Here is a 17,254-nt window from a genome sequence, read left to right on the forward strand (position 1 = left end):
TTTACGTTATCCTTTATCTGTGCTCAGACTTTTCAGTCTTTCAATTTCTGTTACGGTAATTTCTGATAGGTCTTTGATGACGATATCTGATCCGGGAAGGTTTTCTATGGTCCCTATTCCTACCACTTTCATTCCTGCGGCAATTGCGGCCTGTACTCCGGCAGCAGCATCTTCAAAAACCACGCAATCTGCCTCCGCTGCATTCAACAATTCCGCAGCTTTCAGGAAAACCTCCGGGTCTGGTTTGGAAGTCGTCACGGAATTTCCATCTACAATGGCATCAAAGAAATGGGTCAATGCTGTGCGTTCCAGAATGAGGGAAGAGTTCTTGCTGGCAGATCCTAGGGCAATCCTTACGCCCTTCAATTTAAGCTCCTGCAGAAGCTGCAGCGAACCTGGCAATAGTTCTGCTTCGGTCATTTTGCTGATCATGGCCACATACCATTCGTTTTTTCTGGCTGCCAGCACTTCCTTTTCTTCGGCAGACCGCTCTACTCCTCCCCATTGGAGGATCATGTCTAATGAACGCATCCGGTTTACGCCCTTCAGCTGCTCATTTTGGTGTTCTGTGAAGTCGAAGCCCATGGAATTGGCCAGTTGTTTCCAGGCCTTGTAATGATAAACTGCAGTGTCTACCAGTACCCCATCCAGGTCAAATATGCAGGCGATATGTTGTTTGATTTCTTGCATTTAGTTTAATTCAAGTACCAATGTGCCTTTTGCAGGCACAGCAATGGTTTTTAAGGTATTCAATTGTTCTTTTGTAATGATATTGATGGCAGTCGTTGCGCCAGACATACGCTCGGCAAACCTTGCTGTTTCCAGGCTTTTGGCCTGATCATCTCCGTTGACGATGACCATTACGGTCTTGCCACCTCCAGGCAGATACCTGAAATAAGTATACACGCCATTTTCAGGTACGTATTGCATCATTTTACCGTTTTGTAATGCAGGACTATTTTTTCTATAATTTGCGAGGGTACGGAAATAGTTCCAGGCTTCATTTTCCTGTGGAGTACGCCCTGCTGCAGTAAACTTATCAGATTTATCACCCGCCCATCCGCCAGGGAAATCGGAACGGACCAGTCCGTCAGGATTGGAATAATTTTTCATCAGGATTTCTGTTCCATAATAGACCTGAGGGATTCCGCGAAGGGTAAGTAAGAGGGCCATTCCTGATTTGTATTTATTCAGGTCTTCGTTGACCATAGAATAAAAGCGGCTCATGTCATGGTTGTCCAGGAAGATGACATTACGATCTGCATCCTGGTAAAGGAAATCCTGGGCAATGGTCGTGTACAAGCGGAATACGCCATCTGTCCAACCTGACTTGCCATTCAAAGCTTCATAGATCGCATTCTTCATCACCGCATCAGTAACACCGGGTAATTCGGTATCAAAACCTCTGCTCACCGTGTTTCCTCCGGTAAAATAAGCCTGTGCTGCAGCAGAGTTGACCAATGTTTCTCCAAAGATGGATAGCGTCGGAAATTCTGCCTTTATTTTGTTGGCCCAGTCTTTCATATATTCCGGATCATTGTAGGGATAGGTATCCAGTCTGAGTCCGTCAATACCGGCATATTCTACCCACCAGATGTGATTTTGAGTGATGTAATTCTGTACGTAAGGATTTCTCTGGTTAAAATCCGGCATGGTGGGTACGAACCAGCCATCCAGCATTTTCTTTTGATCTGCTTTTGAAGCATGAGGGTCCATTACGGGCTCATCGCGATAGCTGGTCTGGGTAAACACCGGCCATTCGTTGACCCAATTTTTCATTGGCATATCTTTGAAGAACCAATGTTCGGTTCCCATATGGTTGTGTACAATATCCTTTACGATCTTCATCCCCTTTTCATGCAGTTGATCTACCAGTGTTTTGTAGAGCGCTAAGCTGCCGTACCTTGGGTCTATTTTATAATGGTCCGTAGCGGCATATCCATGATAGGATGCCAATGACATGTCGTTTTCAATTTCCGGAGTCATCCATAGGGTAGTTATCCCAAGGTCTTTCAGGTAATCCAACTTGTTGATCACGCCCTGTAAATCGCCACCATGGCGGTAATACATAGAATCACGGTTCAACTTCGTCTCTTTCATCCCCTTTACGATGTCGTTCTTCGGATCTCCGTTAGAGAAACGATCCGGCATCAGTAAATAGATCAGGTCTTTATTGGTTACTGCCTGAATCCTGTTGGCATTTTGAATCCTTTCTTTTAATTCATAGCTATTTTCAAATCTTTTCTTTCCATTGAGAAAAAAGCCAATGGTCATTTTACCTGCTTTCGCGGCTGCAGAAATCTCAAGATCTGCAAACAGGTAATTTGGGTTTTCTACTTTATGTACTTCCAGTAGTTTTACGCCAGGATAATTAATCCGGACCTCATATGCTGCAATTTGATTTCCATGAATCAGGAGCTGAAGTTTAGGATTGTGCATCCCCACCCACCAGTTCATTGGTTCGATGCGTTCTAATTTGGATTGCGCAAAAACAGTGCTGGAAAGAAGTAAAAAGAAAATAAATGAAAATCGTCTCATGCTTAAAAAAATCAGGAAGGAATTGAGGAGACCGGATTTACCGGTCTCCATAACTATTTAGTTTTTTACTACAGTATATTTTTTGTTAACCTCATCGAGGGTAATGGTATACATGGCTGTTTCAGAAATGGAGATGTTATCACCACCAAGGTCACTGCCATTAGGAGAACCTCCATAATTTACATCCCAGCTTCCTTTCTTAGGGATAAACTTAAAACCTCCTGGCTTCAGTTCCAGAGTAATCGACCATTTCCCCTCTCCCAAAGCCGTCATTTCAGGAATAGAAGCGTTGCCTGTGGAATTGTCCCAACCTCCAGGTGTCGCATCACCGATCAGATACATGGTCAGTTTTGTTCCACGCTTAATCACGATGTCATTTGAATAGTCAGCAAACTTTTTAAAAGCTCCTGAATTTGCCTCTACGTTCCATTTCAAACTGTCAAGATGAGTCCGGTCTGTTAGTCCTGCTGCTTTCATCGCTATATCAAGATCGCTATAGCTGATAGAAAGTGTACTGTCAGCACCATTATTCGCTGCAGTAAACTCCATTAAAGGACTGTTAAAATCACCACCATTCTTAATGAATTTTACTTTATAAGTGATGTTGCCAGCAGGTTTACCAGCAAAAGATTTCTGCCATTTGAACTTCAAAAATTCAGCCGAGGAAAGAGATTCTATAGAGATCACATCAAATGATGATGCCGGGCTATAGAGTGCAAAGTTGGATGCGCCATCTCCAAAACGGGTGATGGAAAGGTTAAATGTTTCTGCGGCGCGAATGCTGACACTTCCGTTCTTTGCAACAATGGTCCAGATCAAGTCTGTTTTTAGCCCTTCTGCAATACCTTTTGCTTTTAATGCATCATCCAATGCTTTCTGACTAATGGTCAGTTTATTGGTCAATCCTTTATTGTCTGAAGGAATTTCCAGTAATGGAGCATCAAGGGATCCCGTTTTAAGCGCTGCGATCCAGGTATAGGTTGGTGCTGTATTTACACCAGGCAAGGCTGCAGTCCAGTCGATCACAACCTGTTGATCAGGTGTGGCAGAATTCAGGATCAGCATTGCATTTTTTTCAGGAGCTTTCAGGCTAAAGTTCCCCAGGGCCTCCCCCTTTATCGTATTGTCAAATTCGTTTCTTTTACACCCTGTAATTGCAATTACGGCAATGATGACCAGGCTTAGTATTTTCTTCATGATTGCGTGTTATTTAAGATCCAGAAATACAACCTCAGCCTCTTCGGTAGTATAAGGAACCGTTGAGCCATTCACATCTTTTACAGTTCCGGTAAAACTGTATACTGCTTTATTTACAACCTTCCCTTCGGGAATACCGAACAATATTTCCGGTAAGAAAGTATAGCCAAAAGAGCCGTCTTTTTGTTTAACGATCGGCAGTCCTTTCTTTTCTGGTCCGACAAGCTGTCCAGCCGCGTCCAGTATTCTGATATTGATACTGGTTGGAGAAAAACGTTGGTTATTCGGACTTGCAGTATAGCGTTGATCCAGATAAAGACTCAAAGCATCATACTGACTGGTGCGTAGCGGGAAGTTTCTGAACAATGTAGGTACAAACAGAATCGGGGAAAACTTCGTAGGTGTATAATCTTCAGATTGGATTCCTCCATCTTTTGTTTTCACCAGAAAGCTAAAAGGCTTGCCGATGATGTCTGATGCTCCCTTATTATAAAACGTAGTTCCGACAAATATGTATTTCCATTTATCATCAGCCACTTTAGTAAACTTCGCGATATCCGGAGAACTCGTCCAGCTGGTATTCGTGATGGCATCTCCAGGACCGAAAGCCCAGATATAAGGTTCCTTTCCTGCCAGGGAAGAGCCGGCAAGATCAATCTCAAGGACCACTTCATCTTCCGGTGTAAAGACACCGGGAGTAACCGTATATTTTATCTGCGCCTTCTGCGCTTGCGCAGTAATGCCAATCAAACAGAAAAAGGCAATCAGCGATAATTTGTAAATTCTTTTCATTTTATAACTGTTTAATTGGCTTTTTTGAAATAGTAGTTATTAGATAAAACGAGTGTCCTCTCGCCCTTGCTGCCTACCTGATACTTTTTAACACTCAGTAACAACTGTCCCTGATCCAGTAATCCGTATTTCCCGATGGTGATCTGGTCAGTAGTTGTTCCACTGGTCAGCGTCATCGTTTTAGGCGCATCGTTATTGTCTACCGTCCAGTTTCCCTGAGTCAGTTTAAGAAACTTAGGGGAATTGCCAAACGAGATGCTGAAAGTACTCGGTTTATGATCTTCAGTGGTATTCAGGGTTAACTTGGCTTCACGGTAAGGATATAGATCAGTAAGCTCCACTGTAGTAAATGGGAACTGTTTATCTTTAGCATATTCATCTACCTGAATTACAGAATTCAAGCTCCAGTTCCCTTTCATAGCACTGATTACCTGGCGTGCCGGGCCTATGTCTTTCAGCTCATCCTGCTTACATGAGGCAGCACCTAGAACTACCAGCAGGAAAATGATATATTTTAACTTTTTCATATCTGTATATTTTTAATTACATCCACCTTCTGGATTTTTAACGAACAAAGGATTCAGGTTAAATTCAGTACCTGGGAACTGCAGGATCATTCCGTTACAATTCCAGACTACACCGCGACTGAAAGAAATTTCTCCTTTCGCTCCGATTCTCTTGATCTGTTGCGCACGGTCACCTTCCCCAATCATTTCTTTTTCACGTTGTGTCCGTACCTGGTCTTTCAATAGAGAAGCACTGGCATTCCCTGGCAAAAGGGCTGCAGCTGTACCATAAGCACGGGATTTGATGTCATTCAGATCTGCAATCCCTACCGGTAGGTTTAAGCCTGTTTCGGCTGCTGATTCTGCCCTGATCAGTTTCATTTCTGTAAAGTGGATCAAGGTTGTGGTGAAGTTTTGTACATCAAATTTCTTCAGCATCTTCCAATCCGACGATGTTCCGGCAACATACCAGGCAGCACCTCGTTTGTCATTTGCATCCCCTGTGTTCGCCGTATAAAAGCTGTTCATCACTTTCATATCCGGGTTGCCTCCTTCTGATTTATAAAGGTCTCGGTAGCTGTTGGAACGGCCAGACAAACCGGCCTCATTCACCACTTCGAAAATAGATTCTTTAGAACCGGCTACAGAGAATCGGTCAGCATAAGCCAAATCTGTATACCCGATCTGTGCATAACTCTGTCCTCTCACACTCAAACCATTGGCCAGTACATCATTTGCATAGGTATAGGCTTCTGTGAATTTATTCATCTGAAAATAAACGCGCGCCAATAAAGCTTTCGCAGCCCATTTTGTGGGATAAATTCCATTTTGGGAAGGCAATTTAGCTTCAGCATCTTTAAGATCCAGAATGATCTGATCATAAACTTGTTTTACTGTAGCCCTGGCAACTGCACTTTCTACGCTGACCGTCAACTGTAAGATAATTCCCGGATGCGCATTGTCAGTGTTGGTATTATAAGGCTGTGCAAATAATTTCACCAGGTCAAAATGTCCCAATGCTCTGGCAAATTTAGCCTGACCTTCGGCATTGTCTTTAAATCCGGCAGAAACGATACCGATGTTATCCAATACCTGATTGGAACGCTGAATGGCATAATAAGGTTCTTTGTGAAGCCCCTTAATATCATCGTTAAAAACGCTGGTATTGCGGTTATAAATTTCTCCTTTAGTAGAGCCCAGCTGTGCGCCAAAAAACTCATCACCCAACAAATCGTTAAATTGTTGAACCCGTCCATTTGACCATTTGTCTGAGCCAATAACCGTATAGATGGAGTTCAGTAAAGATTTGATGTTCGCTTCAGAACTGAAGACTTCTTCTTTCTCAATTCCTCCTAATGGATCTAATTCCAGTGCTTTTTCACATCCCTGGAAACCCAGCACTGCTGTAGCGGTCAGAAAGGTGAATATATATCTGTTTAATGTTTTCATCTCTAGTTGTGCTTAAAAATTTAGAAATTAAGGTTTACACCCAATATGAATGATTTTTGCTGCGGCGGGGTAAGGTAAGTGACATTTGCACTCAGGTTACGGTCCGTTGCATTTTCATAATCACGGGCTACCTCAGGATCTCCACCTGGATATTTTGTAAATGTCAGCAGGTTGACACCTGTCAGATAAAACTTCACATTGCTCAGTTTTAACTTCCTCATTGCTTCTGCAGGAAGGGTATAAGCAATCGTTGCCTGTTTAAGTTTGATGTAAGACCCATCGTACAGGAACATATTAGAGTTGAATAAATATTGAGCAGTCACACCCGGGTATCCATTTGCTGTATTATAATAAGAACGTGGATATTTAGCAATATCTCCGGGTTTACGCCAGCGGTCAAAGAAATCTTCCCTCACTACCCAGTTTTGAGTAGAAGCACCCTGGAACTGGAATTTCGCAGAGTTGTCCCATAAATCCTGTCCTTTTACAAAGGTGAATAAGGTAGAGAATTCAAAACCTTTATAGTTAAAGGTATTGGTTAATCCTCCGGAAAAATCAGGGGTTACTTTACCCGCTGCAACACGGTTATCCGGGCTATAAGTCTTCGTCTGATTGCCATCTTTATCCAACCAGATCGGGTTTCCATCCGCTGGATCAACTCCGGCATAACGAACCAGGAAGTTTGTTCCGATAGGGTAACCAACAATCACACGGGTATCATTTGTTCCACCCTGAATGGCTTCGGAAGGTAGACCACCAACTTCAAGAATTTTGTTGTTATTGGTTGCAATATTGAAATTTGTAGTCCAGCTAAAGTCTTTGGTAACGATGTTCTTGGTATTTAAACTGAGTTCAAACCCTTGATTTCTAATTTTACCCAGGTTTCTGTACTGACTTTCATAACCCACATGATCCGGTAGGTTAACACTTAGTAAAGCATCTGTGGTCTTTTTATTATAATAAGAAATCTCACCGGTAATTCTGTTGTTTAAGAATCCATATTCCAGTGCTAAATCAATGCTGCGGATGTCTTCCCATTTCAAGTCAGGGTTAGCCAGCTGTGAAGGATAGATAATCGGTTCGTTTCCATATTTATTTTCATCCACTTTATAATAAGAGCGCCATTTGTCGGAAGGGATATTCGCATTTCCGGTAATTCCGTATCCTGCTCTGAATTTCAACAGGGAAACCCATTCCAAAGATTTAACAAAATCTTCCTGACTGGCAATCCACGCTCCTGAAATGGCAGGAAAGAAACCGTATTTATTGTTCGGGCCGAAACGGGAAGAACCATCTGTACGTGCCAATGCCTGAATAACAAACTTGTCGTTATAAGTATAGTTTAACCTCGCGAATACGGAAGCGAACGCCCAACGTCCGTCCGGAGCGATTAATCCTCCTTTATCATTTACATAATATTTGGTGGCCTGATCCAATAGATCCGGGTTTTTATAAAAAACGCCGGTTGCATTCGGGCCAAATAATTCGATGCGGCTGTATTGTTTGGTCACGGATCTTTGATATTCAACCCCGGCCAATGCGGTAAACTTATGCTTATCAGTGAACTTAAAGTTGTAAGTGGCCGTCGCATTGGTATTATAATTGGTTACCCATACCGGAAAGCGAAGCGATTGTCCATTTACTGGCTTTGCTCCATCAATAAGGTATTTACTTTGGTAACGGTCTTGCTGTGTATCGTTATAATCCAGGGAACCTCCAACACGAATGGTCAGGTCTTTAATTGGAGTATAATTCAGATAAACATTGGAAATCCAACGGGTATCCAATGTTCTCCAATCTGTATTCTCTTCAGATCTTACCGGGTTTGCTCCGTTAAAGAAATAAGGATTTCCATCGTTGGTTGCCGGATCTTTATAGACTGGGAAAATAGGCAAGGCGGAAGACATGGCATCTCCGATCCCTCCTGCCCAGGCAGCCAATACACGTTGGTTATCACCCTGTGCCCAGCTGGACGATAGGTTGACACTTAGTTTATCATTAAAAGTATAATCAAGATTTCCTCTTGTACTCAGTCTTTTATAACTGTTGCCTACAATATAGGAAGGGTTATCATTCCAGGCTCCGCTTAAAAATGTTTTAAGCTTCTTCCCTCCTCCGCTTACAGAAAGACTGTAATCCTGAGAAACAGCATCTCTGGTAGTCAGGTCCCACCAATCGGTATTGGTATTTTTCGCATCTTCCCAGGTAATGTTTGCTGGTAAAGGGGCTAATCCGGTATTGCCATCATTTTCCCATGCTTCCTGACGAAGCTGTAACCATTGCTCGCTATTGGTATAGTGAGGTCTGTTGGAGGCACTTGACAATCCAACTTTAGAAGAGAAACTAAATTTCGGTGCTCCTGTCTTACCACGTTTTGTGGTGATCAGAATTACCCCATTCGCTCCTCTTGAGCCATAAATACCAGCTGCACCGGCATCTTTCAGGATGTCTACAGATTCAATGTCGTTCGGATTCAGGGTAGCCAGGGGATTCTGATTAAAACCAGCACGTACTCTGGAGTCGCCGTTTGCGCCTGCACCCGAGAAAATATCGGAGGTCATTGGAATTCCATCAATCACATATAGTGGCTCTCCACCACCGGAGATGGAGCCAATTCCACGGATTCTGATTTGCGCTGAAGAACCGGCTATCCCGGATCCTGTGGTCACCTGTACACCGGCAGCCCTACCTGCCAAAGCAGATTCAAATGAAGGTGCAGGGGTTGAAGCAATCTGATCGCCGGTAACTTTAGCAATAGAACCCGTAATCTCTCTTCTGGTTTGCGTACCATAACCAACTACGACTACCTCATTAAGGCTTTCCGCACTTGGCTTTAAATTAAAATTAAGGGTGGTGTTCCCTTTGATGCTGACTTCCTGGCTGTGCGATTGATAGCCAATATAGCTTACGGTAACCGTTACAGTCCCGTTGCTTAATCCGCCTAACTGGTAGGCACCATCGCCTGTAGTGGTGGTACTTTTCTGGAGATTTTTGATCTGAACAGATGCTCCGGGCAGCGGTTGTCCGGTCTCGTCAAGTACCTTTCCAGCTAAGGAACTGGTTTGCGCATTTGCCGTCAATGTGATTAGCGCTAACCACACCAAAAGACTATGCTTCATCAGGTAAAATACTTTCATATTTGGGCTCTTTTTTAATGTAAATATTTGGTTAATGTTAAGTGTATGTAACACTTATGGTAAATTTACAAGCCCACCTGAGAAATCAAAATTTTATATTAAATTTTTTTTTAACACCATATTTTATACTCCAAAAAGTAAAAAATATGGATATAAATTTGCAAGTCCATTTTTGATAAAATTAGGAGTAAAAACAATTACAAACTCATTATCAGATAATTACAAACATTTTTCAACTTAATTAGTGTATTTTTTACACTTATGATATTTTGGACGCTTTTCCGGGAACGATACCGGGAACGTTCCCGTAATTATTCACACATTTTTCAAAGCCTGCTCTAAAATCCCAGGTGAATTCTGCGTGAAATCGGAAAATCGTTATTATTTTTTTCAAAAAACAGGGATTTTGTATGGCAAAAAAATGGCCTTTTAGCAGGAGGAAAAGAGAAGAAAAATGAGGCCGGATTTCCATGTTTTACGGAGGCTTTTTGAAAGCTGAAAAACGGGAGAATCCGGCTAAAAAAAGGGGGCTTAAGCCCGATCGGTAGACCTTCTTTTAATCAGTTTAGAATTCAGTATAATTTTTTCGCTGGGATTGACTGCTCCCGGTGTTTCCAACATCTTAAATAAAAGATCGGCAGCTGCGATTCCAATTTTGGTTGCCGGCTGTGTAATCGTCGTTAAAGATGGATTTAATAAAGGGGCGATCTCCAGACTCGAGAAGCCGATGACCTTCAAGTCATCAGGAATAGAGATGTTAAGATCATAACAGGCATAATAAGTCGCAAATGCCAGTCTTTCCACGGAAGTAAAGACCCCATCAGGCTTAATCTCCAGAAGTAAGCGTTTTAAGATCGCATCGTTCTTGGCATAACTATTTGTACAATCCACAACCAGACGGTCGTCAAAAGGAATGCGGTGTTTTTCCAGGGCGTCAAGATAGCCCTGCATCCTAAACTTTCCGATAGATAGATTTTTGTTGATCACGAGGTAAGCAATTTCCTTACACCCTTGCTTGATCAGGTGCTGTGTAGCAGCAAAACTGCTGTCGTAATCATTGGTAATCACCCTTGGGGTAACGATGTCTTCGTAAACACGATCAAAGAAAACCAGGGGAAGGCGGTTTTGACTCAGTTCATTCAGATAAGTATGGTCATTGGCTTCTCCTGATACGGACATAATGATGCCATCGGCCCGTCCGTTATGAAGGTGTCTGATAAAGGATACTTCTTTCTCATAATCATCCTCTGTTGCATAAATCAGAATATGGTAACCTTTATCTCTGGCAATGCGTTCGATCCCGCGAATGGCTTGCGAGAAAAAATTATTGGCCAGCTCAGGAACAATTACCGCAATGGTTTTACTTTTTTGCTCTCTCAGATTACTGGCGTAATGATTGGGCTGATAATTTAATTCCTTTGCTTTGGAAAGTATCTTCTCCTTCGTTTCCTTACTGATGTCACTGTTATCTCTGAAAGCCCTGGACACCGTTGAAGTGGATAAATTCAGTGCTTTAGCTAATTGCTTGATATTTACGCTCTCCATCTATGTTTCAATAATGATTGATATAGAACCATTAATTTATGGTAAATATAGATGAAAATCTAAACTGCCGGCAGTTTCGTAACTAAATAATAATATAAGAAAGCATTATGTACCTATTTAATTATAGTACATTAGCCAAAATTACACGGGGAGCAAGCGATTCATTTTTAGGGGAAAACACATTTATGACGAGAAAAGTCAAATTCACTAATGCCAATAAGTCAACATTTTATATTACAGTACGGAAGAGGGTTGATGCCTACTTTATTGAAAATAATATTTCAACGCATGCCAATGCTGCCATGTGGTTCAAGGTTTTTTTCTTTATTACCGGACTAACCGGCATCTATCTCCTATTGCTGTTAGGCAACCTAAGCTTACCTGTTATGCTTTTACTGTCCATCCTTTTGGGGATGTTCGGTGCTTTTGTAGGCTTTAATGTTTGCCATGATGCCATCCACAAAGCCTTATCACCCAATCCTACAGTTAATAAAATATTCAGTTTTGTCTTTAACCTGATTGGTGCCAGCCCTTATGTCTGGAACATTTGCCACAACATCGTTCACCATACCTATACCAATATTGCCGGGCATGACGAAGACATTGACGTTGCCCCCGGCCTGATCCGTTTCTCTACCTCTGAAACCGTCAACAGGGTACAACAATATCAGCATTTTTATGCTTTTGCATTATATAGCCTGGCCATGCTTTCCTGGGTATTCAGAAAAGACTATAAAAAGTTCTTTCAGAAAAAGATCGGCGAGCATGTATTGAGCCATCCTAAAATTGAATATTTTAATCTCTTTTTCTATAAAGGAATTTATTATTTCCTGTTTATTGTACTTCCCCTTCTGGTAATGAACGTGACCTGGTGGCAGTTTATCATTGGCTTTCTGGTTATGCAATTTGCACAAGGTTTAGTTCTTGGCCTGGTGTTCCAGCTTGCACATGTGGTAGAATCAACAGAATTTCCTTTCCCTAACGAAGCTGGTAATATTGAAGAGGCATGGGCAGCGCATCAACTGCAGACAACGGCTAATTTCGCGGTAGAAAGCCAATTGGCAGCCTTCTTATGCGGAGGATTAAACAGACAGGTAGAGCACCACCTTTTCCCTAAAATCTGCCATATCCATTACCCTGCTATTGGAGTAATCGTTAAGCAAACAGCCGCAGAATTCGACTTGCCTTATAATGAATGTATCACCTTTGGTGATGCCTTGAAATCTCATTACCGGATGCTTAGGAAATTAGGCAAGGAAACCTATAAAGAGAACAGGTATGTCAACAGAGCAGTAGATTTGGTCATTTATACGGCACCCATCTCCTGATTGAGATCTGTTTTACGTTGAATCAGCGCTTTATTGAAATTGATTAAGGTATTGAATTCTTTCAGCAGGGTATCACACTTCATCAACTGGTAAAACTCATCATCTGTCAGGTCTTTCTTCATTTTCAGGGAAACCTTTAAACGAATGACGATATCTGCCAGTCTGCAGGATTCCGACAAATGAAACTCACAGACCTCAATCGTATCCTCCAGCTGCTGATAAGGCAACTTTTCCAGTTCCGACTTAATCCGGTTAAATTCTTTTTGCAAAAAACTTCCTTTTAAACCATGGTCTCTTCCCACCATACCAGCACTCAGATTCCCGATTAAGCGCGCTAAAACTACCAATTGATTTTCCATTAAAAAGCCCCTGATTCCTGATTATAATCTAATGTGATGAACGTTATAAATAGCTAAACAGATTCTATTTTAAATAATTACCTGCTTTAAGCAGGTTTGCCCATTCCTGATATCCTATAGCATTCAGGTGTAAACCATCAGAACTGAGGTTTCCCCTGAGTCTGTTTTCTGCGTCAATAAAATGAGGATAGAGATCAATAATGGTCACTCTTTTACTTTTCAGCTTCCTGATTTCCTTATTTAGTGCGGTAATGTGTTCATTCCTATCCCTTTGTTTATCACCAGGATAATTAACCGGTAAGAGGGTATTAAAGTAAATTTTCGACTTTGAACCTTTCTGAATACGACTAATCATCCGCTTATAATTCCGCAGAATGAGACTGTCGGGAATGCCCTTAGAAATGTCGTTGATTCCGATGAGTATAAATATTTTTCGAGGGTTCGCCTCAATGATTTCTGACAGGCGGTCAAGCACACCAAAAGTAATGTCGCCGGAAATCCCTCTGTTCTTTGCCACAGGCAAATCCAGCAAGGTTGGCCAGTTGGCTCCTGCGGTAATGCTATTCCCTAAAAACACAAAATCCTGCTCCGAAATCGGATCGGATTTAAATTTCGACAGTTTTTCGGTATAGTACTTCGCTCTGGAAATGGTATCCCATTTTGCAGTCTGGGCACTTAACTTAAAAGGGGCTAAAAGAAAGATCAGGCAAATTCCTGTAATCAGGTAGCAGCATACTTTTTTCATACAGAACTAAACTACGACTTTAGCTGATCTTTCTATAGTGTCAATGCACAAAACTCATTAACAAATATGTTACTTAATGAACCAGTAGATCAGGATAATCGGAGATGATTCCATCTACATTTAAAGCTTTGAGCTCCGTTATTTCCTTAGGGGTATTCACTGTCCATGGAATTACTTTTATTTGTTGTTCATGGCACTTTTTAACAAGTTCAGCATTCACCATTTGGTACATCGGACTCAGGATAAAGGGCTTAAAGCCCAGATCGGCAATATTTTCTTCGAAACTCTTTTTATTGGCCACCAGATAGGAAGTTTTCACTTTTGGGTATTTCTTGTGCAATACCTGCAAAGTCCTTTTGTCAAAAGACTGGATGACGACAAATGGTTGAATTCCTTTTTTCTCGATCACCTCCATCAACAGCTTGACAAAAGTTTCGGGATCCGGATTCAGGAAGCCATCTCCTTCCGGACTGCATTTCGTTTCTATATTATAAAAGACCTGTTTTTTACCGGTTTCCTTCAAATATTGCTGAACGGCTTCTATCAATTCTCCCAGGCGGGGAATATAACTTTTCATCTTTTTCTGCTGAGGAAATGCGTCATAATATTTAGATCCCAGGTCGAATTGTTTCAGTGCGGCATAGTCCATTTGAAAAACAGCATATTTCCGGGCATCGGATTTTGGGATCTCCTGACCCTGTGGATCGAGCATAAAAGCAGGGCTCAGGTAATCATCGTGGGTAACAGCCACTTCCTGATCTTTGGTGATGTGGGTATCCATTTCCAGTGTAGTCATCCCGAGGTCTATGGCATATTGCATTGCAGGAATGGTATTCTCAGGCATTAAACCCCGCCCACCCCGATGGCCTTCGTTACTAAAAGCAGGAAATTGAGCAGTAGTAGTCATAGGCTGTTGTATGGTCTTACACGAAGATAGGCCTATTGCGGCTATACAGAGTAGAAACGTAGTATTTTTCATGGTCATGTCTTGATGATTTAGGACAAATCTCCCGGTTTCCTTATTAAGCAGGTATTATAGATCTGTTAAACTAAAAAACAAATGGAATAATTTATTTTTCACTTAAGTTTGTTGCATCTTTAATTTCAAATCAGGTACCCGAACCACAATCAACACCCTCGATGATCAATATAGCAGAAAGACACCAATATATTCTCAATAAAATTCAGACTGATGGATCAGTAGATGTTCAGGCTTTATGTAAAGAGCTGGACGTTTCCTCTGTAACGATCAGAAAAGACCTGAAACTACTCGAAGATAAAAATCTTTTGTTCAGAACCCATGGAGGGGCAACATTAAACAATCCGTATACCGTAGATAAGCCGGTAAATGAAAAAGAACAACTGCAATCTACAGAAAAGATGAGAATTGGTGCCCTTGCTGCGGATCTGGTAGAAGATAATGACTCGATCATCATTGCATCAGGTACTACAGTGCTGGCATTAGCCAGGTGTATCCGGCCAAAAGGCAACCTTACGGTCATCACTTCCGCATTAAATGTAGCCCTGGAACTCGTTCACCATAGCAATATTGAAGTGATTCAGTTGGGCGGATTACTTAGAAAAAGTTCTTCCTCCGTGACCGGCCCTTATTCCGACAATATCCTGGGTAATGTTTTTTGCAGCAAGCTCTTTCTCGGCGTCGATGGCATAGACCTTGAGTTCGGACTAACCACCACCAATGCTTTTGAAGCACACCTCAACCGTCAAATGATCGATTCCTCGCAAAAAATAATAGTCCTCGCCGATTCTACGAAATTCGGAAAAAGAGGATTTGGCAAGATCTGCGGCATCGACGAAGTGGACCATATCATTACAGATAGCGGTATTTCCCCCCAAACGGTAAAAAATCTGGAGAGTATGGGCATAAAGGTATCCATCATTTGATAGCCATCAGATAGCAAAAACTTCATCCTGGGTTAATATTACGATCGATATTTTTGAGTTATATCATCTGTAATATGAATAGCTTTTTCAAAGTCTTTAGCCCTAAGGATAAAAAATTCCAGCCCCTCTTCGAAGAATGTGGTGGAAATCTGGTCAGTATCTCAGAAGCACTCCTGCTTACCTTGAGTACGACCGATATGGAAAAACGAAAAATACACATCAAGGAAATTGAGCGCATGGAGCATATCGGCGAACTCATCCGGACCAGGGTCTTCCTGAAACTCAGCACAAGTCTCATTACCCCATTCAGCAGGGAAGACATCCATTCCCTGATCAGCTCGCTATATGACATTGCCGACCATATGCATACCGCAGCCATTAACATTGATCTATACCATGTAGTTGATCTCAACAAGCCCATGATCAAAATGGCCCAGCTGCTGATCGAAATGTGTAAAGACCTCGAAATCGCACTTAAAGAGCTCAAAACTTTTAAAAATACCGGACTCATCAGCGATGTCTGTCTGAGGATTTACAAAGGTGAAAGCAAGGCAGATTCGCTCTGTAACCATGCACTGGCTGGCTTATTCGAGTCGGAAACCAATGCCATTGAACTCATTAAACAAAAAGAGATTCTTCAAACACTGGAAATGGCTACAGACAAATGCGACGATGTCGCGAATGTATTGGAGAGCATTCTGGTGAAAAACGCCTAATACAAATCCCCCCTTTTTTTTTATTGAATTTGCAATACACTATTGCAAGTTCAATTTTTAATACTTTACTTTGCAACACAAAGTACTTTTATGGAAGAGAAAGAAATTTATACCGAACTCAATTCTATCAGGAACCTGATGGAACGTTCTGCCAAATTCATATCCTTAAGCGGATTGTCAGGAATTATGGCTGGAGTTTATGCACTGATCGGTGCAGGTTATGCTTACTATCTTGTGTATGGTCCCTATGGTGGTCTTCAATACAGAGACTATTATATCAGTGACCAACAGGTACTTTGGAAATTATTTTTTATTGCCCTGATCGTATTGATCCTTTCCTTAGGAACAGGAATTTTACTGACGCTAAGAAAAGCAGCGAAGAAAAATCAGAATGTATGGAACCCAAGTAGCAGAAAACTGATGATCAATATGGCTATTCCTTTATTTACAGGGGGGTTGTTTATCCTGATTTTAATCGCAAGAGGCCATTATGCCGTTGTTGCTCCTGCAAGCTTAATATTTTATGGCCTGGCCCTTGTTGCCGCAAGTCATTATACTTTTGAAGATGTAAAATGGCTGGGTATTCTGGAAATTATTCTTGGTTTATTTGCGACTTTACTTCCTGGGTATGGCCTTATTTTCTGGTCCGTAGGTTTCGGAGTACTACACATCATTTACGGTTCTATCATGCATTTTAAATACGACAGGTGAGATCAGCATTAGAACATTTCGATAAAGCCTTTGAGAACAGGATACGCCTGCAGGTCATGAGCATCCTGGTGGCCAATGAGAATTACGACTTTAATTCCCTGAAGGAATTACTGGAGGTAACTGATGGTAACCTGGCCTCTCACCTGAAGGCACTGGAGAAAGAAGAATATATCATTATCTATAAATCCTTTCTGGGCAGAAAACCCAATACCAGTTATGCAGCCTCTGAAAAAGGGAGAGCCGCATTTCTGAAACACCTGCAATCCCTTGAAAATTTAATTAAACAACAAAAACGTTAATTTTTTTTATTCAACTACTTTGAAATA

16 protein-coding genes are annotated in these 17,254 nt (G+C 41.6%); 5 read left to right on the forward strand and 11 right to left on the reverse strand.

Annotated features, from left to right (window positions below):
* Nucleotides 1–6: 6 nt before the first annotated feature.
* From pgmB to AAFF35_RS26395, 8 genes are all read right to left on the reverse strand, one after another.
* Nucleotides 7–690: a beta-phosphoglucomutase gene (gene pgmB / locus AAFF35_RS26360; protein WP_342329469.1), complete on the reverse strand. Its 684-nt coding sequence runs from the start codon at nt 688–690 to the stop codon at nt 7–9.
* Nucleotides 691–2,538 (reverse strand): glycoside hydrolase family 13 protein, encoded by a 1,848-nt coding sequence (locus tag AAFF35_RS26365; protein ID WP_342329470.1) that lies wholly within the window; start codon nt 2,536–2,538, stop codon nt 691–693.
* A 57-nt stretch (nt 2,539–2,595) separates the two neighbouring features.
* A complete protein-coding gene (locus tag AAFF35_RS26370; RefSeq protein ID WP_342329471.1) occupies nt 2,596–3,735 on the reverse strand; it encodes a SusE domain-containing protein in 1,140 nt (379 codons plus the stop codon).
* A gap of 9 nt (nt 3,736–3,744) precedes the next feature.
* Nucleotides 3,745–4,527 (reverse strand): hypothetical protein, encoded by a 783-nt coding sequence (locus tag AAFF35_RS26375; protein WP_342329472.1) that lies wholly within the window; start codon nt 4,525–4,527, stop codon nt 3,745–3,747.
* 11 nt (nt 4,528–4,538) lie between these two features.
* Entirely contained in the window at nt 4,539–5,054 is a 516-nt protein-coding gene (locus AAFF35_RS26380) for a DUF5004 domain-containing protein (RefSeq protein WP_342329473.1), read from the reverse strand.
* A 12-nt stretch (nt 5,055–5,066) separates the two neighbouring features.
* Nucleotides 5,067–6,482, reverse strand: coding sequence for a RagB/SusD family nutrient uptake outer membrane protein (locus tag AAFF35_RS26385; protein WP_342329474.1), 1,416 nt, complete (start codon nt 6,480–6,482; stop codon nt 5,067–5,069).
* Nucleotides 6,483–6,502: 20 nt separating this feature from the next.
* Complete coding sequence (locus AAFF35_RS26390; protein WP_342329475.1) at nt 6,503–9,619, reverse strand: TonB-dependent receptor; 3,117 nt, start codon at nt 9,617–9,619, stop codon at nt 6,503–6,505.
* A 531-nt stretch (nt 9,620–10,150) separates the two neighbouring features.
* Nucleotides 10,151–11,164: a LacI family DNA-binding transcriptional regulator gene (locus AAFF35_RS26395; protein ID WP_342329476.1), complete on the reverse strand. Its 1,014-nt coding sequence runs from the start codon at nt 11,162–11,164 to the stop codon at nt 10,151–10,153.
* A gap of 185 nt (nt 11,165–11,349) precedes the next feature.
* On the opposite strand from AAFF35_RS26395, the gene AAFF35_RS26400 reads away from it, so the two are divergent.
* Complete coding sequence (locus tag AAFF35_RS26400; protein ID WP_342329477.1) at nt 11,350–12,492, forward strand: acyl-CoA desaturase; 1,143 nt, start codon at nt 11,350–11,352, stop codon at nt 12,490–12,492.
* Here the strand turns inward: AAFF35_RS26400 and AAFF35_RS26405 are convergent.
* From AAFF35_RS26405 to AAFF35_RS26415, 3 genes are all read right to left on the reverse strand, one after another.
* Nucleotides 12,471–12,851 (reverse strand): hypothetical protein, encoded by a 381-nt coding sequence (locus AAFF35_RS26405; RefSeq protein WP_342329478.1) that lies wholly within the window; start codon nt 12,849–12,851, stop codon nt 12,471–12,473. The genes AAFF35_RS26400 and AAFF35_RS26405 overlap by 22 nt on opposite strands.
* Before the next feature lie 64 nt (nt 12,852–12,915).
* A complete protein-coding gene (locus AAFF35_RS26410; protein ID WP_342329479.1) occupies nt 12,916–13,596 on the reverse strand; it encodes a GDSL-type esterase/lipase family protein in 681 nt (226 codons plus the stop codon).
* A gap of 73 nt (nt 13,597–13,669) precedes the next feature.
* Nucleotides 13,670–14,575, reverse strand: a complete 906-nt coding sequence (locus AAFF35_RS26415; protein ID WP_342329480.1) for a glycerophosphodiester phosphodiesterase family protein — start codon at nt 14,573–14,575, stop codon at nt 13,670–13,672.
* A gap of 161 nt (nt 14,576–14,736) precedes the next feature.
* Here AAFF35_RS26415 and AAFF35_RS26420 point away from each other — a divergent pair, with 161 nt between their 5' ends.
* From AAFF35_RS26420 to AAFF35_RS26435, 4 genes are all read left to right on the forward strand, one after another.
* On the forward strand, nt 14,737–15,501 hold the full coding sequence (locus tag AAFF35_RS26420; RefSeq protein ID WP_074612068.1) for a DeoR/GlpR family DNA-binding transcription regulator: 765 nt from the start codon (nt 14,737–14,739) through the stop codon (nt 15,499–15,501).
* Nucleotides 15,502–15,575: 74 nt separating this feature from the next.
* Entirely contained in the window at nt 15,576–16,217 is a 642-nt protein-coding gene (locus AAFF35_RS26425; protein ID WP_342329481.1) for a DUF47 family protein, read from the forward strand.
* Between the two features lie 90 nt (nt 16,218–16,307).
* A complete protein-coding gene (locus tag AAFF35_RS26430) occupies nt 16,308–16,928 on the forward strand; it encodes a hypothetical protein (protein WP_342329482.1) in 621 nt (206 codons plus the stop codon).
* On the forward strand, nt 16,925–17,227 hold the full coding sequence (locus tag AAFF35_RS26435; protein WP_124581371.1) for a transcriptional regulator: 303 nt from the start codon (nt 16,925–16,927) through the stop codon (nt 17,225–17,227). Before AAFF35_RS26430 ends, AAFF35_RS26435 begins: the two co-directional genes overlap by 4 nt.
* Nucleotides 17,228–17,254: the final 27 nt, after the last annotated feature.

This window comes from Pedobacter sp. FW305-3-2-15-E-R2A2 (assembly GCF_038446955.1).
Taxonomy (GTDB): Bacteria; Bacteroidota; Bacteroidia; order Sphingobacteriales; family Sphingobacteriaceae; genus Pedobacter.